The sequence below is a fragment of the Companilactobacillus halodurans genome, assembly GCF_009600995.1.
GTDB lineage: Bacteria > Bacillota > Bacilli > Lactobacillales > Lactobacillaceae > Companilactobacillus > Companilactobacillus halodurans.
The window spans coordinates 1-18,769 of the sequence record NZ_VDFO01000018.1 but is presented as its reverse complement, the minus strand read 5'-3'; the positions used below and the strand labels follow the sequence as shown (position 1 = coordinate 18,769).

Here is an 18,769-nt window from a genome sequence, read left to right as displayed (position 1 = left end):
TTAACAAACTTATACATTTCCATTACATATTTTCTAAAATTCGACTTTTTGTCATTTCTATGCAATAAACAAGTCTAAACATGTATTGGTAGGTTCTTAAATCAACTATTCTTAATAACCAAACCGCCCATAACATCGGCACAATCTTCACAAGCATCTAAAACTCTCTCAAATCCGCCATAGATTTTTTGCCATCTAATGACAGTAAGTGGATCATTTTCTTCCTCGCAAAAAAGTGTCCGCAAGTGTTTGGTATATAATTCGTCACCTAATGATTCAATTCTGTTGGTATTATCGATATTTTTGACCAACATTTTGGAATTTTTAAAATGTGAAAACTCGGCAACTGATTGTTGAACCGCTTCAACTGCTTCATTAATCAAATTCATAAATTTATCAGTATCTGGACGCAGCTCTTGAATATTTAAATAGTAGAATTCGTAAGTTAATCCATTGATTCCATCGATAATATTATCAAGTTTATCAACTAATTGGACGATATCTTCACGATCAATTGGCGTGATAAAAGCCACATAGAGTTCATTCATAGTCTTTTTAACATCTTCATCGCCATCTGACTCGATTTTATTGATCATTTCGCAATCCTGAGAAAACTTAGCCGGATCATAATTATTGATAATCTCAGTCAAAATTCCGCTAGCCTTTAGAGCATCATCAGCCAAATGTTGCATCGCTTTAAAAAAATCATACTTCTTTTTTCGAATCATCTTAATTCCCCCTAGAAAATGACTATGAATAATTTTGCCATTAGATAAGCTATTAGTCCGCAACCGGGAAACGTTAAAACCCAAGCCAATACCATATCACGCACGATGCTCCAGTCGACTGACGAAACTCGTTTTGCTGCACCGGCTCCCATTATTGCCGTTGTTTTGGTATGAGTTGTGGAAACAGGAATCCCAAATAAGGAGCAAAAGAATAATGTGATGGCCGCACCTAAATCAGCTGAGAAGCCTTGATATTTTTCCAACTTAGCCATATCCATCCCGACTGACTTGATGATTTTTCTACCACCAATCGAGGTTCCAATTCCCATTGTGACTGAACACAAAACCATGACCCAGATGGGAATGTCGAAGCCATTGCCAGTTTTATCAACTAAATTATTGTAATAAAGCGTCAACATGAAAACTCCCATAAATTTTTGGCCATCTTGAGCTCCATGTAAAAAGGCCATCGCCATAGCGCTAAAGGCTTGACCAACGGTGAATAATTTATTGGCAAAAATTCGATTGATTCCTTGAAAGATAAAAATTATCAACTTAGTAATTAAATAACCAGCACCTAATCCGAAAACTGTGGAAACCAGTAATCCAATCAAGACTTTCCACCACTCGGAAGCATTGACGGCATCTAAACCACCCAAAGCCATGGCCGCACCGGTCAACCCAGCAATTAAAGCATGCGATTCACTAGTAGGAATCCCGAACCACCAAGCCAAAACAGCCCAACTGACAATTGCAAATAATGAAGCTGCTAGAGCAATTTGACTAGAATTCCCTGCACCGTCAAAACTGACGATATTACTAATAGTCTCCGCAACTTGCGCATTAAAAAACGTCATGACTAAAGCACCAAAAAAGTTCATTACTACAGCCATCCCAATAGCAACATTTGGTCTTAATACTCGAGTAGAAACTGCCGTAGCAATGGCATTAGGCGCATCAGTCCAACCGTTTACGAAGATAACTCCCATAACAAGCACGATGGTTACAATTAAGGCAATATTCAAAATATTACACACCTTTGACTAAGATTTTTGATAAATTATTCACTATCTAATTTAATGATAGCGCATTCATCGATTGCTGTCTTTAGAAAATTTGCTTGTAATCTCAAAAAATATTATCTGATAGCAAAAAAATAAGTTCCATTGCCATCTTGATAAACACCGACACCAACTGTTGTTACATCACTCGACATAACATTAGTGTAGTGACTTGGAGTAAAGTTTTCAGCTCTGAACGAATCCATAATTTTTGAAGCAATTTCTGAGGCTGTACCAGTATAACCTTCAGCAATGTTCTCTTCTTCTGTGCCACCACCACTTGGGAAGGCTGTAAAGCACGTCTGGCCATTAGGTCTCACGTGATCGAACTTAGTTGAAAGTTCCTTAGCACGAATTTCAGCAGTATTTGTCAAAGCTGAATTCTGTGTCAAAGCAGCGATTCCTTTAGTAGCACGTTCATCGTTGATAGATTGGAAAATTGCAGCTTCAACGGCACTTACATCAGGGGTTTGACTTTGATTTTGATCAGTTTGATCAGCGTTCTTATTGTTTGTAATACCAATGAATTTGTTTTCAATATTTTGTGGTTCGATAGATTTATTAACACTCATATTATTAGAACTGATCCATTGATTTGGTGCAACTTCATAATAAGTTGTCCCAGTGTTATCTCTAATAGCACGAGTTACTTGCCACTGTGATCCATTTGCTAGATTTCTAGCTGCTGGCATTTCACCTTTAGTAGTTGTGTAATAAATTGGTGCGTCACCATTAACAATAGTACCAACTGCATTACCATTAGTATTTGTTGCACCATTATTCAAAGTAGAGTCAGATGCTTTTAAATATTCATTAGTAGCAACTTGATAATACTTTGCTCCATTAATGGTAATAATCTCTCCAACAGCCCAAGGACTATTAGGAGAAAGTGCTCTATTAGTAATCAACTTCCCTTGATTAGTATAAAGTCTAGCAGTTGTTCCTGAATTAACAGTTGCAACCGTGGCAGCATCCGCCTTTGTTTGATTCAAACTCAAAGCCCCTGTTGCGGCCATTGCCAAAGCAGCAATAACTACTGCCGATCTTCTTGCAGAAAATTTCATGATATGCTCTCCTTAAATATATATATTTGATTAAAAAAATTAATCACGTCTATTAAATAATTGAAGCTACTTAAAATAATCAGCCATAAATGATTATGTAAACTGTTACAACATAATCTTCATTTAAAGTAAATCCCCTATTTTTATCTGGTTGAAATAAAAATTGTTTCTAAAATAATTCCGATAATCACTACAACGCCAGTCTATAACAAGTGAATCCTTAATTCAATAATATTATTAGTTATTTTATTAAGTGATTTACTGATTTTCAATAGCTGGCATCTTGCCTACAACATCTTGAATCATTTGTTTTTGGTCATTTGTTGAATAGTACTGTGATTCCAAATCAGACAAACTGACAGTATGTTCAATTTCTTCAGCATCTGCTGTAGAGTCAGCATTAGCCATATCTTTAGTAAAGTAATGAACTGTATCTCCATCAATCGTAAAACCAACATTAGATGTTGATGTTCCCGTACCAATCCAATATTTACCATTGGCAGTATAAACGCCTAAGTCTACTTCCTTAGTTAAATCAACACCGTTTCTAGCTTTTTCATAAACTAAAGCTCCAATAATCTTAGGATCACTGATTGTAGCCTGCTTTTGATTGTTGGAATTTTCTGAACTGGAATTTTCTGAACTAGGCTTGTAGTTTCCAGCTACGATAGAATCAAAGCTATCCTTGACTTTCGTATTCTTAGTTTCCAACAAATTAGGCGTACCATCACGACTTTGATCTACCAAAACAACTGGCTGGTTATTGTGAAAAGTAAAGAAGTAAGTAATGTGATTAGGTAGTGGTGGAACCGTTCCATTGTAATTATAAATAGCGACGACATTATAAGAATTGTCGCCTTTGCCATCCTTACTCCAAGCAATCGAAGCTTTTGAACCCTCAACATTGACCCTTGGCAAATCATCAGGATATACCATGCCTGGTGAAGTCTTTAAAGAATTTTTACCATCATATTTTACATATGACTGATTCATAGTTGGTGCCCATTGATCGATAAATTCATTCAATTGTTTATCTTTTCGAGAATTCCAAACTAACGTTGTTGATTGTTTATTTGATGTAGATGTAGTTTTCTTCTTAGTACTCTTAGGCTTTGACTTCTTATGTTTAACAGAGCTAGTCGTCTTGGAACTAGAACCAGAATTAGAACTACTATTCACAATTCTTTGATTTCCACATCCTGTTAGAAATAAAAATCCAACTAAAGTTAAAGTTGCCAGTCTCAAACTCCATTTCATATTAGTCACCCTCGTTTTGTTCATCATTTTGATAATTTAGTTGTAATCTCTTAACTTCATTTAAACCAGCATGAATCATAACAAATACGGTTACCCAGGTAATAATTGCTAAAACAATATATCTTACATTGGTAAAGCTATCAAACAAACTCCAATCCCAAAGCATGTGAATTATCATTACCAATCCAAAGAAACGTAAAAATCTCATATCCCAGAATGAGTTGCTAGTAAGCTTTCCAGTCCCTTTTGCAATAACTAATGCCGCTGTCGCAATTGCACACCATTCAGTGTGATCAGAAATTGATAATAATGTTCTTTGAAGAGCAGTTTCCATGGATACTAATTGATATCCATCCACCATATATTGAATATTTTCAAAAGCGGAAAAGCCTGTTCCAACAGCCGCTCCAATTAATAATCCATTTAAAATTCTATTAACATTTAATTTTCTAACAAAGTAAGCCGCCACTAATACTTTGGCAGTCTCTTCAATAAATCCAATTAATAATACACTAAAAAAACTTAAAGAATTATCGTTAGGAAGAACGTGATATCCAATTATTGAAACAATCAATGACAATATTCCGCCAATTAACATGATTTTCCCAACACGATAAAAACTAATATTTTTATAAACATTAGTTTCAAAAAATAATACTAAAGCTGACATAGGGACGGCAATAGCAATAACTACCAACATTGCAATTTGATCACCCATTCTATTTCCAGTATTTAAAGTCGTGAGCACCGACAATAAAATTCCCGCCAATAAAATCGTTACCAAAATTCTCGAGAACAACCAAGGTTGAACTTTATCATTAGAAATCTCTTGTAGTGATGGCGTTGTTTTCTCAGTTCCAGCACTAAAAATTTCTTCAGCTTCTTTTTCAGTATGTGGTTTAAAAACTTGACCAAAGAATTCTTTCCAACTGACCTTGACTGAGCCTTGTCCGCCAGTCCAACTGTTTAAATGCGAAGTCGCTGAATCAATGATTGATTGATGTGGAATTTCTTGTGCTGCTTGACTATCGTCAGTTTCAATCCCCTCATCAGTAATTGTTACTAAAGGTTGACCGCATTTCGTACAAAATTTTGAATCAGCCTTATTTTTTGTCCCACAATTAGTGCAAAATATAAAATCTTCTTTATCTTCCAAGTTTGAGTCCCCTCTTTTTAAAACAATCCAAATCCAAGAATACCACCAGCAATAGCAGCCGAATCGTTATTATTCTGAGTATCTTGTGCCCGTTGTTGTGCTTCACTTTCCAAAATCTTTTGATGAATCTGTCGACATTCTTTGGTATTTTGATAACGTTTTGTCTCTTCCTTACCAGTAAATTGCCATAATATCGTGTCATTTTCTTTATATTGATGTTGTTTCCATTGAATCTTCCAGTTACCGATGACTCGACCAGACAAACTATTGGCTAAATGAGACAACTGTTCTTCAACCGCAATTTTACTGGTATCAAATTCATCATCATTTAAAGCTCCTTGAATATCGCCGACTCGACTAGTCCCCGCATTGATTTCAATCGTCCTCTTCAGTGCATTAGTTTTAACCTTATAATCATTTTTAGAAGTGAACTCCGAATTTGCCAGAACAGAACGGACTGTCATTGGCGCATAAATTCCAAAATAACCAATTAAAACTACCGCGATAGCAATCAGACTCATAATCAATTTCTTATTATGTCGTGGTGCTTTTTTCGAAATACTGCTTTTTCCTTTTGAGGATTTAGCTTTAATAACCGGTTGCTTATTTTTAGCTGTTAAATCTTGGCCGCATTTAGGGCAAAATTTTGCATCCTTAGCTACCTTAGTACCGCATTTTGGACAAAACATTTTTACCCCTCCTACCATCTATCCAGAGCTGAGCCAATCAAACCACCGACTACTGCTCCTTGAATTGCTGAATTTAACTCGCCATCACTTTCTTCTTTTTTAGCTTTGGCATCTAAGTAAGCTCTTTTGGCGCTTTTGAATTCATTTGAATTTTGATAACGCACAGTTTCTTCACCCTTAGAATATTCCCAAAGTAAATGTGGCGAATTAGAGTAACTGTTTTGAACGATTTGAACAGTCCAATTGCCGGGCAATTCTTTTTCCAATTTAGCTAAACGTTCTTCAGCACCAATCTGATGAGTAGAATAATCATTTTGAGTCGTCACAAAAACCAAACTTGAAACTTCTGCCTTGGTTGGCGTGATAATAACTTTTTTAGAGAAGACATTGGCATCGACACGATATTGACTAACGAATCCATTTTTTATGACTTCTGCTTTGACGACTTTAGGATAATAAACCATTCGATAAGCAAAAAAGGCTGCTCCAATTACCACGACAGCTAAGCACAATAGCGCAATCAACTTACCCTTTTTCTTTTTCGGACGTGTTGTCTTAACGGCCTTATTGTTAGCTACTGTCTGCTTTTGAGGAGCCGACTTTTGAGCAGTTGGTGCAACTCCTACTTTATGACCGCATTTTGGACAAAATTTGGACCCCTTAGGAATCTTAGTTCCACAATTGCTACAAAACATATATATCCCCCCTAATTCTTTTGAACAATCCAATTAGATTTAGAAGTATCCATTGAATAATCCGACTCGCCTTCGCTTACAACGGAAATTAGTTGCCACTTATTATCGACCAGTTGATAGTCCATTTGGTATTCCTCGATTTCAGTCTTGGAACTGCCATATTTTGGACTGTCATCGTCAATTCTTAACGCATGTTGGTCTGTATCAGTTTTTTTAACTTTAGCAAAAGTTTGAACAAATAATTGGGTCGCATTCTTCAAATCCATAATCTGGTCATCGCCAATTTCAAGATATGTTGCATCGTCAGCTTCTAGATCAGCTTCATTTTCTGTTTGAGCAGATTTCTTATTGAAGTATTGTTCCATAACTTGATAACTAGCTGAAGCATCCCCACGATTATTATTTCCATCTAGTGTTTGCAAGAGCTGTTTTGATTGATTAGGTAATTTTGAAGAATCATTCGTACTTAAAGCATCCAGATATTTAGGCAAATCAGTAAAAGCTAGATTACTGATAGCTTGATAATCATTTCCCTTAAGGTTGCATAATATAAAATGCAAACCATTGCCACTATCATTGATAGTGGATAAATTCAATTCCCTATCATATTTATCTTCATCATCAATCTTGGATTGCCCGCCAGCAACTGGAATCGTTCTAGTTTTGACAGTTCCAACATCTGGTAATTCACCACCCAATTGGATCTTTGAATGTTCATGTAATTTCACTGTGTCAGTCGTATCAGGATCAAGATGTCCATCGGTCTTTTTCCCATTTTCATAGACATACAGCCATGATGGACCCTTTATTAAACCATATTTATATTCTTTGCCTAAACTTTCTTGCCATTGCTTCTTTTGTTGCTTCTTTCGTTGCTTTAAATCCTTTTTCTCCTGTTGTTCATTCTTCTTTTTTTCAGCCTTTGTTACTTTATGAAGCTTAGGATCATTACTGATATTGACATTTCCCGCATTCGAACAGCCGCTGCCAAAAAGACCTACCCCTATTAATAAAGTAGTAAGTGCAACCAATTTTTTCTTCATATCGTTTTCCCCTAACAAAAAGATAATCCCTATTTAGTTACAAATATTTTTATACGATAATTATACAACTTTCATTGCTCAACAAAAATTTGCCTACTGTGATAATTTTTTTGAACATAAATAAAATATATTAAAATTATATTTTCTATTATTTGAAAAATCCTTACAGACTTATATCATCTTGATTATACATCGATACATTCGTAATTGTGAGAGCTTTATCAATTTACCTTTTCCTTCCTATAAGATTGCATAATAAAAGCCCTGCCAATTGAGGCAAGGCTTTTTAAAATTCTAAAATATTTTATTTTTCGGTTGAATGACGATCACCTAATAAGTAGTCTTCTTTATGTTCGAACATATGCTTAACAGTTATTGGTTGATGTCCTGTTAATTTACTGAAGTCACTGACTGGAACATCTAAATATCCCTGTGTCACGGTTGTTCCAAAAGTAACCATCCCTTCTGATGTTGCTTGAATTGGACTCTTAGAAAAATCTCCATTTGTATCTCGAGGAACGCCGATACTATCAAAGTAATCGTAAAGCTCTTGATCAGTTTTCTTAACATATTTAATTTGGTTGCCAGTTACTTCGTTACCAACGTCTAAAAACTTTTGATAAGTGAATGGTTCACTGCCATTGATATTCAAGACAGCTCGATGCAATAAATCATTATTCAACGCACAAGCTGCACTCAAAGCGGCATCACGTCTTGAAATAAAGTAAACTTTACCGTCACCCATGTTCTTTTCGATGCTATCTTCCTTATTATTAACCGCTCTCATATAATCTGAGATAAATGCTTCGGCAAACAATGAGTTACGCAAGAAAATATAATCCAAATCTGTATTTTGAATAATCGATTCCGTATAACCATGATCAGCGTTTTCTACACTTGGATTGAAAGGATTACCAGCTGACAACACGGAAGTGTAGATAACTTGACCGACATGTGCTTTGACGCAAGCCTCGACAAAATTATTATGTGCTTGACGACGTTTCTTGCCGACAAAAGGCATGGAAATCAACAATACTTTGTCAGCATTGCTATAAGCTGAAACTAAACTTTCTGGTTTATTGAAATCAGCGACAGCTGTCTTAATACCTTGTTTCGAATATTCTTCCAATTTATCGGCTCTAGGAGCAGTGAAAACTAAATTCTCTTTGGGAATTAGTTTTTGAACATATCCCGCTACTAATTTACCAAAATTACCATCAACACCATTTACAACAATTTTTTTCATACAAATTCCTCCATTTTTGAACACGATTTCATAATAATGGAGTTTATTTTTAAATGTCAAGATAGCGTTAATCTCACATTTTAAAATAATTGCCCTTAATATCATGTAAAAAATCACATATGGTATACTAACTAAGAATTTCGGTAAGCGCTTTATAGCTTCTGTACTAATGAAAATATGAATGGAGAGACGATAATGAATAATAATCCTTATAACATTAAATTAGTTGCTGTCGACATCGATGGCACCTTTATGCGTAGCAATTATACGTATGATGTTCACAGATTTAAGCAGGCCTTAGCCCGAATGAAAGAAGCTGGCTGTGGATTTGTCGTAGCTAGTGGGAATCAATATTACCAATTGATTTCTCATTTTCCTGACTATTATAATGAACTGAATTTTGTTGCCGAAAATGGAGCTCTCGTAAAAGATAAAGAAGATGTAGTCTTCACTGCAAATATTTCCAGAGAAGCTATTTTAAAAACTCTTAGTCTATGTAAAAAACATCCCGAAATTAACAATGTAATGTGTGGCTTGCACAGTGCTTATTGTGAAAGAGGAACAGTGAGTGATGATTTCTATGAATTGACCAATAAATATTACCCTAGACTGCAATGGGTCGATGACTTTGCCCAAGTTGACGATACGATTTTGAAATTTGCCCCTACCGTTCCCGTAGAAAAAACTGACTATTATACTGAACTATTTAATGAAGAATTAAAAGGGCTACTCGTGCCAACTGGCAGTGGTCATGGATCAATTGACTTGATAGTTCCAGGTTGTCATAAAGCATCAGGCTTGAAGAGATTGGTCAAACGTTGGAATATAACTTCTGAACAATGTGCTGCTTTTGGCGACGGAAATAATGATATCGAAATGTTGAAATATTGTGGAAGAGGTTACGCCATGGATAACGCTTCACAAGAAGTAAAGGATATTGCAAATTATGTCTGCCCATCAAATGATGACGATGGCGTATTAGTAACACTAGATAAATTATTTCCCATTCAATAACTTTTAAATTAATCTTGGAGAAAGTGATGTCTATGAATAATATAAAAATCATCTTTTTTGATATCGATGGAACCCTGATTGACATGAATAAAAAACAGATTTCGGAAAAAACTTTAGAAACACTCAAACGGTTAAAAAAACAGAATATTATTATCTGCATTGCAACTGGTCGAAGTCCAATTGCCTTACCTCATTTTGAGAATTTGACTTTCGATACTTTTCTAACTTTCAATGGATCATATTGCTTTAACCAAACTGAGAGTATCTATAAAAATCCCATCCCTACAAAAGACGTCGAACAAATAGTTAATAATGGTAAAGAATTAGGTCGTCCTGTCGCAATTGCCACAAGTGACAGCATTATTACAAATGGAACAGACGATGATTTAGTCGAATACTTCTCATTTGCTAACCAAGAAGTTGTTGTGTCAAAAGATTTTAACCAGACAATTGAAAATACGGATATTTTCCAATTAATGATGGGTGCTAGAAAAAAAGATTATGAAAAAATAATACAGAATACTACAGCTTCTAAAATCACTGCTTGGTGGGACCGAGCCATCGATATTATTCCTACAAGTAGCGGTAAAGGAACCGGAATTGCTGAAATCCTAAAATATTATGGACTGGATAAATCACAAGCCATGGCCTTTGGTGATGGTAATAATGACATTGAAATGTTGAATGCCGTTGGTCACGGTTTAGCTATGGGCAATGCTTCAGCTGAAGTGAAAGAAATAGCTGATGAAGTTATTGGTGATGTGACTGAAGATGGTATTTATCACTATTGCTTGGATAATGATTTAATTTAAATGACTAAATTGCAAAAAAGTATATCTAATATAGATATACTTTTTTCGTAGTATTCACTTTTAAAAAAGGCTCAATCTTCATCATCCATTTTTATAAAATAACTCTCTCTAAGTCCATTTAAACTTTGATATCCAATATACTTATCATATTGAAGTCTTCCAACAATTATACTAGGTGAAATCTTCAGTTGTTCAGCAAATTTCTTTACAGAATCATAACTAAAATCATTTCCTTGAACAAAATCATCATACTGATTTTGCGGTATGAAAAAATCTAACGCGAATTTATCTGCTTTTTGTTCCTTATTTTCGTATTCTTTACCTTTTTCGGAATCCGAATAAAAATCACCATAATAAATATGACCTAGTTCATGAACCAGAGAGAACCAAAAAATATCTGACCACTTATTTTTATCAGTAATCAATAATAAGACACTACCATTTCTAAACTTTTTCGTAGCACCATTTAAATTTGAATTAGGTAGTTTAGCCAATGGAATTAAAACAATTCCACAATCCAACAATATTTTCTTCAAATTTTTATAAAATGATTCAGGACGTTCTAACGACATTTCCCTTATATCTGGTAAGTATTTTTTTAGTTTTACTTTATCATATTTATTATCTGTAACATTTCTTGCTTTATTTATTGCTAATTCCAGCATCACATTAGAATTAATAATTGATTTAGTAGCAAAATCTTTCGAATTTCTATAACTTACAACTGAATTAAATTTTTCTAAAATAGTCAAATTCGACAATTTAAGTAATTTTCTAAGAGACTCAATTTTTTCTTTAACAGAATATCTCTGATTATCAACTAAATTATTTCTCTTAAAATAACCAAAATCAATTTGATTAACAACTTCTATTTCTTTATCTTCATTTTGCTGATTTTTTATTTTAATTACTTCTAAATCATATTTCTCTTGTAAATTAAACCACGTCTTAACCGAGATTCCAGTCATCTTCGCCAATTTATTAGCAATATCTTTACTTATACTCTCTTTACCGCTAATAATCTTACTAATTGTTTTTGCAGAGACGCCCAGTCTTTTAGAAAATTCTTCTTGCGTCATATTCAATTCATTAATAATATCTTCTACATATGATCCAGGATGAAAAGCAATTAAATCTTTATAAGCAACTTCCTTACTCATAATGTTTACTTACCTCCTCAATCTGTATTCTTTCAATTAATATAGATCCATGAAAAACTTGGTCTGGTTCATAACCATCAAATTTTACAATTAGACGATATGGCTTAGACCTGCCATCAATATCCATTGAATAAAGTCCTTTTAGGTCACCCTTTAATTTATGAAAATGATAAACCGGATTATTTATAACTGATTCTAAATTATCTGCTAATTCAACGAAATTTATTAACTTTAATAATTTTATTGCAATTTTTTCAGGAAAATCTTTTTTTGCCTTAACCAGTGATCTACACTGCTTTTCAACACGTTTATTTTTAAAATCAATCTGCATAATTACTCCAGTTCATCACACACATATTACCTTTTAGGTAATTTAAGTATATGATTTTCCTTTATTTACTGTCAATATTTAACACTCAAATTAATTCTAGGTAGAGCTTTAAAAGTTAGTAAAGTACAAAAATTGGTTGCTATTAGGAATAAACTACGTAAATAATATATTGAAAAACATCGATACCCTTCGTAATTTATTTTAATAAATTATGGAGGTTATTTTTATGTCTCAAAAGCAACGTACTAAGTTAGCTGAATTAGGAAATGAACAACGATTCACTTTCAACGGGCGATTCAAAAAATATGGTTTCAAATACAAAGATTATCGTAAAAATCATGCTGTCCCAACACTTTTATTAACTAACATTGAATTACTTACTGATAACAAAAAATTAAATGTAGCTGATCATTTATGGTTCAACCTAACCAAGGGTTTCAAATCTCTGGGAATTCTAAAGATTGGTGATGTTGTCCAGTTCAACGGCCGCATTGCTAGTTATACTAAAGGATATCAAGGCTTTCGCCCTGATATTAATAAATCAATAACATTGGATTATGGCATTACCAGACCAAGCAAGGTTTCTTTATTAATACCAGATAAACATATTCCATGGACTGGTGAAAATTGGGAAATATGTAATCAAATCTATGATATGTATCTATCAGATTATAATGCTCGAAATATTGGAAAACCTTATTTAGATCTTTATTGAGTCACCAATCTATTTCAATATAAAAAATCCACCTTCTACTCAAAACAGACCAAATATTAAGTAAAAAGTGGATTTTCTTATTTAAATTTTTCTAAAAACGATTCTATTTATTCATCTCAACCAAAACATCATCTAAAGCTTGAGCAATATCCCCCTTAATAGCTTGCCCTTTGTTCTCAAGTTCTTCAGGCAAGAATTGGAAATCACGATTAATCATGACATCATAAGCTCCATCAAGACTAGCTGTTAAAGCCCAAAATGGTTCTTGAATAAACATTGGTGATACACGACCAACGCCTAATTCAATAAATAACAATTTGTCATCATGCAAATGAGCCAAAATATCATCAGAAACCTTCTTGTATTCTTGTTGGTATCTCTTACCCTCTAAAAAGTTTCCAAAACCTCTAGTCCATGGAAATGCTTCTGCACCACAGTTAGGGCATCTAGGAATCAATTCAGTTGGTATTTCAGTCCCATCACCCATGGCCTCAATCATCTTTTCAACCGGCTTTACAGCATCCCAAACTTCATCGTTACATAGATTGGAACATTGGAAAAAGCGGTGGTCACCTTGAATTTGCGATACTCGATCTTCCGGAAAAGCTTTAGCTGCTTGGGTATCTTGATTAGTTGTCAAAACATAATAATCTTTACCCTTTAAAATCTTTTGCAAATCCAAATATGGCTTTTGGATGTCGGCATGTTGAGTCGTGTAAAGAAAAGTTGCTAAATAGCCCCAATATTCTTCACGTGTTTTATAAGGATAAGACCAACCTGCGGCAGCTCCATCAAAACCATACTTCTTCGCAAATTTACCAAATAACTTTCTAAACGACTCGTTATCCTTGTAATAAAAATCTCCACCACCAGCGGCTGACAATCCAGAGGCACCACCAATAACAATGTGGTCTGCTTCTTTGATTTTTTCAGCCATGATTTTAATTTGTTCCTTGTATGGCAAAGCAGGTTTTTCCGTTAACTTGATAGGAGTTCTTCCACTTGCGTAAATACTATAGTACCGTGAAAAATTTTCCTGTGTCCTCATTACTAATTGTTCATAAAACGTTGAATTCATTTCTTAATCCTCTTTCAATAAATTGCTCAAAGTTTGCTTAATGTCACCAGCTAATGGAACCGACCGATCAGCTATTTCTGGTGCTACTCTAATTTCATTTGGTAAATTTAAAGTGATATATGACCACTTGGGATGGCTATCAACCATTTCCATCATTGGCTCTTTAATCATTTGGTTATGCGATCCAATACCAAGCTCTAATTGAACTAATTTCTTATTTTCATTATTTCTAGTAAAACTCTGACAAAATTGTTGTTGTTGATTCCATTCTTTACTTCTCATATCCATGCCATCTAAATTACCTTCAACTTCCCAAATATGCTTAGGGTCAAATCCATTCAGTTGAAAATGCGTATCTGCGTTGGAAGTAACTATGAAATAATCTTTATCTGTAACTATTTTTTTAATATCATCAAAAATTGGATTTGGTTGATAATCATCAATCAAATATTTATGGACTTTCTTCATGAAAATATCATGTTCAGTTTGCGACAACTCCGCATATACGCCTTGAACCACGCTGCTGATTCCATAAAGAGCCTTAAATTCATTAAAATAAGCTCGGAAATTCTTGTCGTCCGCAAAAATGTTGTATCCTTCTGTGATTGACAGCCCATTACTTGCAGTAATTAAGATTGCATCACTCTCAAAAAGCAATTCTTGGGCCTTTTTTATTTCTGGATTCATTTTTCCTCCTAAAAATTATCAATATACTGTATAATCTGATACACTATGTATCGAATTGTTTATAATGTAGCTAACTTTTGAAATGAAGTTAAGCACACTTTTTCTTATTTTTTATGCTTATAAACAATTTTGAAAATCTGTTGAGGAGTTTTATAAATGAATAATCGTAAAACTGACCGCCGTACAATCTATACAATCAATGTAATTAAAGAATCCTTTCTTGAGTTAATCGATAAAGAACCTTACTCACAAATAAATGTTGCTCAACTATGTCGACAGGCATCAATAAATCGGTCAACCTTTTATCTGCATTTTGATGATTTGACTGATGTGTTAAATACGGTCTTAGATGATGCGCTGCTTTTTACAAATGAATCCGACGAGTCTTCAAAAACTGATAACGAATCAACTGTAGATACTTTTAAAGAAAATGAATCACTTATCCCAGCTTGTCAACGAGTTGCCGGCTCTCCCAAATATCAAAAACTTCTAATGGATCCCAGCCTGAGTGATTATATTATTGGGCGGATAATCACGCACGAAAAACCTACAATCATCCCTGAGATTCAAAAGCGAACAGGATTTAGCAAATCAGAAGCAGAAGCTCTTTTCTCATATTCCATCCATGGATCATTTGCTATTAATAAACGGCATCACTTTATAAAAGATGAATCTTGGTATCATGAATTGAAATTACTCAATCAATTTACTAGTGCTGGATATGACAGATTCAATGGAAAATAAAAGAACATCCCTGAGTTTAATCAGAGATGTTCTTTTTTGTATAATGACATAAAAAAATATATTAATTTTTCAAATATGATTCCCCTTACCTCCAAAAAGGTCGTACAATCAAAATGAATCCTGTTTCAAAACAAAATTAATTTTATAAATAATGTCGACAAATATTAGTCAACATATAGGGAGGAAAATTAATTATGAAACTTTCAATCTCAAAATCTGCAGGTATCATTGCTGCACTAGCAATGGCTACAACGGGGACATTATTGTTTAATCAAAATGATGCAAAAGCTGCCACCGTCGCAACGGTTCACTCAGGTTCAGTTGCTCAACTTTATACTGAACAAGGCGAAAAAGTCACCAATCGGGCTCTCGCACCTAATTCACCATGGGTAGTTGGAAAAATCTTAACTATCAATAATCAAACAATGTATCAAGTTGCCACGAATGAATACTTAAGAGCAGCTGATTCATCATTGAACGGAGAAACTAGCCAAGATACTGGCATCGTCGTTCATGTCATCGACCATGATCAAGCTCTTTATAACGACGCTACTAATAGCAATTCTAACCGTGCTTTGCAACAAGGCACTGCTTGGAAAGTCGGCAAGATTATTACTAATAAAAATGGCGACACTTTCTTTCAAGTATCGACTCACGAATATATCAAAGGTTCATTCAATGTAATTTTAAACAGCGACAAGGGCTCTAAGCAATATATCGCTGACTTTGGCATTAATGACTCTGATTCGTCATCAAATAACAATTCAAACAACAGTGGAAATACATCAACTGGAACCAATGACAATAATTCAGGTAGTTCAAGTCAACAAGAAACATCTACACCTAATATATCAGCAGTAAATACGGCTGTTCTCAATTCAATCAACAAAGAAAGAACTTCAAATGGTGAAGAAGCATTGACTGAAGATTCATCGTTGATGCAAGCTGCTTCAATTCGTGCAAAAGAAGTCAGTGAACTATTTAGTCACACCCGTCCAGACGGAACAAACGCACAAACTGTTTTGAAACAAGTTGGTAATACATCAACATATTATGGTGAAAACCTCTTTGGGACACCTTGGAACCAATTATCAGTGCAAACTCCAGAACACTATGCATATGTCGTAATGGATAATTACAAGGGAGAATCTGGTACAGAAAATCATTATGTCAACCTAATGAGACCAAAATTCACTAAAGTTGGAATTGGCTCATATTATGCACAAGATGGAACTCTTTATGTCGCTGAAGAATTTACAAAGTAGACGCTAATAAATAATTTTAAATCAATACATCCCCCCCAAAAAAATGTGAATAATAATATTTTTTATATGACATAGAAAAATGATTTTAAATTTTCTGATGTTGATGAATAAATCAACACCAGTTTTTATTCTCTTTTAGATAAAAAAACAGACTAACATTTATGAGGAATCATGATTCGACGGAATCGTGATTCCTCATTTTACTTTTCGAAAGTAAAATGAGAGTGAAGTTGATAAAAGTCGAATGGCTCTTTGGCACATGATGTCGTAAAAAAAACTGGCAACTTCACAGGATTCACTTTAATTCCGTTCGAAGTCTGTTGGCCTAGATGCCGGGTATTGAAAATTGAAATAAGTGTATCCAGAGTGAATAAAACTTTAATAGGAGCGATATTTATGGAGTTCATATTTGGGATCGATGTTAGTAAAACTACGTCTAATATAGCTATTTTGGTAGATGGAAAACCTGTAAAGCAATTCAAAATAAATAATAATGCCAAGGGATTTGAGACCCTTGCCAAGGAGCTGAATCCTTTTAAAGAACCATCAATAATCTTTGAATCTACTGGAGTTTATTCCAGAAGTTTGAAAAATTATTTATTACATGAAAATTATCGATTCACAAGGATCAATCCTTTACGTGCAAAGAAGGACATGGATAGTTTTAGACATAATAAAACTGATTCTCTTGATGCTCCTGGACTCGCTAAAGCGATGTCCATGCATCATTATGACCCTACTGAACTGTCTGACCCAATTTATTCAAAACTACATCCATTAGAACGGTTTTATCAAGAACAAAATGAAGACATTGTCCGTGAAAAGGATCGTCTACATAAAATACTTTCAATTACATTCCCAGAAATAGAAAATCTCTTAAGTTCCACTAATGGAAATCTATATTGGAATCTTGTACAAAAATTTCCATCATCTGATTTTGTTAAGAAATACGATATTTATACCTTGTCCAAAGTAGTATTACAGTCAACTCCAAAAAATATGGGAGTTGGTCGTTCTCAACGTATTGCCAGCCGATTAATCGAACTGGCAAAAGAATCTTTTTTAATGACCAATGTTGATTATGAAATTAGAGAAGCAAGATATCATGCACATGAGGTTCAACGTATCAGTCATTTGAAATCTCAATTGATCAGTGAAATGGCTGAACTATCTAAAAATCTACCAGAAATAAAAATACTAATAAGCATTCCAGGGATTGGAATCAAAACGGCAGTCTGTTTGACTGCCGAATGGGGAGATATCAGAAGGTTTTATAGCTCAAATGCCATCAATGCATTCGTAGGAATAGATCTTATTCATTACGAATCTGGTAACTATACAGCTGGAGAACACATACGAAAGCGTGGCAATGCTTACGCTCGTAAAATCCTTTTTAAAGCAATATTAAATATCATATCGGCTTCAAAAATGATCCCAACAAACATCAATTTAGTTTATAAGAGAAAAAGACAATCTTCAGGTTCCAAAGGAACCAAGAAGATTGTCATATCTGCTATACATCATCTTATAAAGACGATATATCATCTAGTTTTAAACAATGAGATGTATGATACAAAAATGTTCTCGGGCGAACATTAATCATCTCTCACTTATCATTTTACCACCTCATAAAAAAATATAATATATGAGGCTTTATTTAGTGAATTCTAATTTTCAAATATCAATACCTTGAATCCTCTGACCCTTACCTATATCATAATATCAAAAAAGAGAACCCAACAATATCAGGTTCTCTATTGACTAATGGTAGAAAAGAACATCACTGTTCTCATATTAAGATTTAAGCAACCAAACCAAACAGGGGTGAACATGATATCCCAAAGCAATTTTATACTATGTACATTAGATATAAAAGACAATAATATAAAAATTATTTCGGCGAATTTTATAATCAAGTTAGCCACTTTCAATAAAATTCCAAAATAAAAACACCAAGACGAAAAAATCAGGTATCATTGGAGTTCTCCACAAACAATGAAAGAGGTTTTTCGTCTTGATGCAAG

Annotated in this window: 19 protein-coding genes; 6 read left to right on the top strand and 13 right to left on the bottom strand. The window is 34.1% G+C overall.

Going from position 1 to position 18,769, the window contains the following annotated elements; genetic code table 11:
• Nucleotides 1-101: 101 nt before the first annotated feature.
• The 9 genes from FHL05_RS05905 to FHL05_RS05865 form a co-directional block, all read right to left on the bottom strand.
• Nucleotides 102-728: a DUF47 domain-containing protein gene (locus tag FHL05_RS05905; RefSeq protein WP_153384747.1), complete on the bottom strand. Its 627-nt coding sequence runs from the start codon at nucleotides 726-728 to the stop codon at nucleotides 102-104.
• A gap of 11 nt (nucleotides 729-739) precedes the next feature.
• On the bottom strand, nucleotides 740-1,717 hold the full coding sequence (locus FHL05_RS05900) for an inorganic phosphate transporter (protein WP_153384754.1): 978 nt from the start codon (nucleotides 1,715-1,717) through the stop codon (nucleotides 740-742).
• Nucleotides 1,718-1,866: 149 nt separating this feature from the next.
• Nucleotides 1,867-2,853 (bottom strand): CAP domain-containing protein, encoded by a 987-nt coding sequence (locus tag FHL05_RS05895; protein WP_153384746.1) that lies wholly within the window; start codon nucleotides 2,851-2,853, stop codon nucleotides 1,867-1,869.
• A 258-nt stretch (nucleotides 2,854-3,111) separates the two neighbouring features.
• Nucleotides 3,112-4,110: an Lreu_0056 family protein gene (locus FHL05_RS05890; RefSeq protein WP_153384745.1), complete on the bottom strand. Its 999-nt coding sequence runs from the start codon at nucleotides 4,108-4,110 to the stop codon at nucleotides 3,112-3,114.
• A 1-nt stretch (nucleotide 4,111) separates the two neighbouring features.
• Nucleotides 4,112-5,266, bottom strand: coding sequence for a PrsW family glutamic-type intramembrane protease (locus tag FHL05_RS05885; RefSeq protein WP_153384744.1), 1,155 nt, complete (start codon nucleotides 5,264-5,266; stop codon nucleotides 4,112-4,114).
• Between the two features lie 17 nt (nucleotides 5,267-5,283).
• Nucleotides 5,284-5,955, bottom strand: a complete 672-nt coding sequence (locus FHL05_RS05880; RefSeq protein WP_162000229.1) for a zinc-ribbon domain-containing protein — start codon at nucleotides 5,953-5,955, stop codon at nucleotides 5,284-5,286.
• Between the two features lie 11 nt (nucleotides 5,956-5,966).
• On the bottom strand, nucleotides 5,967-6,650 hold the full coding sequence (locus tag FHL05_RS05875; RefSeq protein WP_153384742.1) for a zinc-ribbon domain-containing protein: 684 nt from the start codon (nucleotides 6,648-6,650) through the stop codon (nucleotides 5,967-5,969).
• A gap of 11 nt (nucleotides 6,651-6,661) precedes the next feature.
• Entirely contained in the window at nucleotides 6,662-7,693 is a 1,032-nt protein-coding gene (locus FHL05_RS05870) for a hypothetical protein (RefSeq protein ID WP_153384741.1), read from the bottom strand.
• A gap of 304 nt (nucleotides 7,694-7,997) precedes the next feature.
• A complete protein-coding gene (locus tag FHL05_RS05865) occupies nucleotides 7,998-8,939 on the bottom strand; it encodes an NAD(P)H-binding protein (RefSeq protein WP_153384740.1) in 942 nt (313 codons plus the stop codon).
• Nucleotides 8,940-9,134: 195 nt separating this feature from the next.
• On the opposite strand from FHL05_RS05865, the gene FHL05_RS05860 reads away from it, so the two are divergent.
• Nucleotides 9,135-9,953 (top strand): Cof-type HAD-IIB family hydrolase, encoded by an 819-nt coding sequence (locus tag FHL05_RS05860; RefSeq protein WP_153384739.1) that lies wholly within the window; start codon nucleotides 9,135-9,137, stop codon nucleotides 9,951-9,953.
• A gap of 32 nt (nucleotides 9,954-9,985) precedes the next feature.
• The gene (locus tag FHL05_RS05855; RefSeq protein ID WP_153384738.1) at nucleotides 9,986-10,765 is read left to right on the top strand and encodes a Cof-type HAD-IIB family hydrolase; all 780 of its coding nucleotides are present in this window, start codon (nucleotides 9,986-9,988) and stop codon (nucleotides 10,763-10,765) included.
• Between the two features lie 71 nt (nucleotides 10,766-10,836).
• Here FHL05_RS05855 and FHL05_RS05850 read toward each other — a convergent pair whose 3' ends face one another.
• Together FHL05_RS05850 and FHL05_RS05845 are read right to left on the bottom strand one after the other, a co-directional pair.
• Nucleotides 10,837-11,928: a HigA family addiction module antitoxin gene (locus tag FHL05_RS05850; protein WP_162000230.1), complete on the bottom strand. Its 1,092-nt coding sequence runs from the start codon at nucleotides 11,926-11,928 to the stop codon at nucleotides 10,837-10,839.
• Nucleotides 11,918-12,256, bottom strand: coding sequence for a type II toxin-antitoxin system RelE/ParE family toxin (locus tag FHL05_RS05845; RefSeq protein ID WP_153384736.1), 339 nt, complete (start codon nucleotides 12,254-12,256; stop codon nucleotides 11,918-11,920). The genes FHL05_RS05850 and FHL05_RS05845 overlap by 11 nt, the downstream gene beginning before the upstream one ends.
• A gap of 226 nt (nucleotides 12,257-12,482) precedes the next feature.
• Between FHL05_RS05845 and FHL05_RS12430 the strand changes: the two genes are divergently transcribed.
• Nucleotides 12,483-12,971 (top strand): hypothetical protein, encoded by a 489-nt coding sequence (locus tag FHL05_RS12430; RefSeq protein WP_153522249.1) that lies wholly within the window; start codon nucleotides 12,483-12,485, stop codon nucleotides 12,969-12,971.
• Between the two features lie 103 nt (nucleotides 12,972-13,074).
• Here the strand turns inward: FHL05_RS12430 and FHL05_RS05835 are convergent, their stop codons facing one another.
• Nucleotides 13,075-14,049 carry an SIR2 family NAD-dependent protein deacylase gene (locus tag FHL05_RS05835; protein WP_153522247.1) on the bottom strand — a complete coding sequence of 325 codons (975 nt, stop codon included), beginning with the start codon at nucleotides 14,047-14,049 and terminating at the stop codon, nucleotides 13,075-13,077.
• Between the two features lie 3 nt (nucleotides 14,050-14,052).
• Nucleotides 14,053-14,736 (bottom strand): SIR2 family NAD-dependent protein deacylase, encoded by a 684-nt coding sequence (locus FHL05_RS05830; protein WP_153384733.1) that lies wholly within the window; start codon nucleotides 14,734-14,736, stop codon nucleotides 14,053-14,055.
• Nucleotides 14,737-14,892: 156 nt separating this feature from the next.
• Here FHL05_RS05830 and FHL05_RS05825 point away from each other — a divergent pair, with 156 nt between their 5' ends.
• From FHL05_RS05825 to FHL05_RS05815, 3 genes are all read left to right on the top strand, one after another.
• The gene (locus tag FHL05_RS05825; RefSeq protein ID WP_153384732.1) at nucleotides 14,893-15,480 is read left to right on the top strand and encodes a TetR/AcrR family transcriptional regulator; all 588 of its coding nucleotides are present in this window, start codon (nucleotides 14,893-14,895) and stop codon (nucleotides 15,478-15,480) included.
• Between the two features lie 194 nt (nucleotides 15,481-15,674).
• Nucleotides 15,675-16,745, top strand: a complete 1,071-nt coding sequence (locus tag FHL05_RS05820; RefSeq protein ID WP_153384731.1) for a CAP domain-containing protein — start codon at nucleotides 15,675-15,677, stop codon at nucleotides 16,743-16,745.
• Between the two features lie 396 nt (nucleotides 16,746-17,141).
• Complete coding sequence (locus tag FHL05_RS05815; RefSeq protein ID WP_153384730.1) at nucleotides 17,142-18,344, top strand: IS110 family RNA-guided transposase; 1,203 nt, start codon at nucleotides 17,142-17,144, stop codon at nucleotides 18,342-18,344.
• Nucleotides 18,345-18,769 lie beyond the last annotated feature (425 nt).

Bases quoted from the DNA above. Each gene is read 5' to 3' on its own strand.
- FHL05_RS05825 (WP_153384732.1), top strand. From the start codon at position 14,893: ATGAATAATCGTAAAACTGACCGCCGTACAATCTATACAATCAATGTA.
- FHL05_RS05830 (WP_153384733.1), bottom strand. From the start codon at position 14,736: ATGAATCCAGAAATAAAAAAGGCCCAAGAATTGCTTTTTGAGAGTGAT.
- FHL05_RS05900 (WP_153384754.1), bottom strand. From the start codon at position 1,717: ATGGGAGTTATCTTCGTAAACGGTTGGACTGATGCGCCTAATGCCATT.
- FHL05_RS12430 (WP_153522249.1), top strand. From the start codon at position 12,483: ATGTCTCAAAAGCAACGTACTAAGTTAGCTGAATTAGGAAATGAACAA.
- FHL05_RS05890 (WP_153384745.1), bottom strand. From the start codon at position 4,110: ATGAAATGGAGTTTGAGACTGGCAACTTTAACTTTAGTTGGATTTTTA.
- FHL05_RS05860 (WP_153384739.1), top strand. From the start codon at position 9,135: ATGAATAATAATCCTTATAACATTAAATTAGTTGCTGTCGACATCGAT.
- FHL05_RS05845 (WP_153384736.1), bottom strand. From the start codon at position 12,256: ATGCAGATTGATTTTAAAAATAAACGTGTTGAAAAGCAGTGTAGATCA.
- FHL05_RS05870 (WP_153384741.1), bottom strand. From the start codon at position 7,693: ATGAAGAAAAAATTGGTTGCACTTACTACTTTATTAATAGGGGTAGGT.
- FHL05_RS05855 (WP_153384738.1), top strand. From the start codon at position 9,986: ATGAATAATATAAAAATCATCTTTTTTGATATCGATGGAACCCTGATT.
- FHL05_RS05880 (WP_162000229.1), bottom strand. From the start codon at position 5,955: ATGTTTTGTCCAAAATGCGGTACTAAGGTAGCTAAGGATGCAAAATTT.
- FHL05_RS05905 (WP_153384747.1), bottom strand. From the start codon at position 728: ATGATTCGAAAAAAGAAGTATGATTTTTTTAAAGCGATGCAACATTTG.
- FHL05_RS05895 (WP_153384746.1), bottom strand. From the start codon at position 2,853: ATGAAATTTTCTGCAAGAAGATCGGCAGTAGTTATTGCTGCTTTGGCA.
- FHL05_RS05875 (WP_153384742.1), bottom strand. From the start codon at position 6,650: ATGTTTTGTAGCAATTGTGGAACTAAGATTCCTAAGGGGTCCAAATTT.
- FHL05_RS05835 (WP_153522247.1), bottom strand. From the start codon at position 14,049: ATGAATTCAACGTTTTATGAACAATTAGTAATGAGGACACAGGAAAAT.
- FHL05_RS05815 (WP_153384730.1), top strand. From the start codon at position 17,142: ATGGAGTTCATATTTGGGATCGATGTTAGTAAAACTACGTCTAATATA.
- FHL05_RS05820 (WP_153384731.1), top strand. From the start codon at position 15,675: ATGAAACTTTCAATCTCAAAATCTGCAGGTATCATTGCTGCACTAGCA.
- FHL05_RS05865 (WP_153384740.1), bottom strand. From the start codon at position 8,939: ATGAAAAAAATTGTTGTAAATGGTGTTGATGGTAATTTTGGTAAATTA.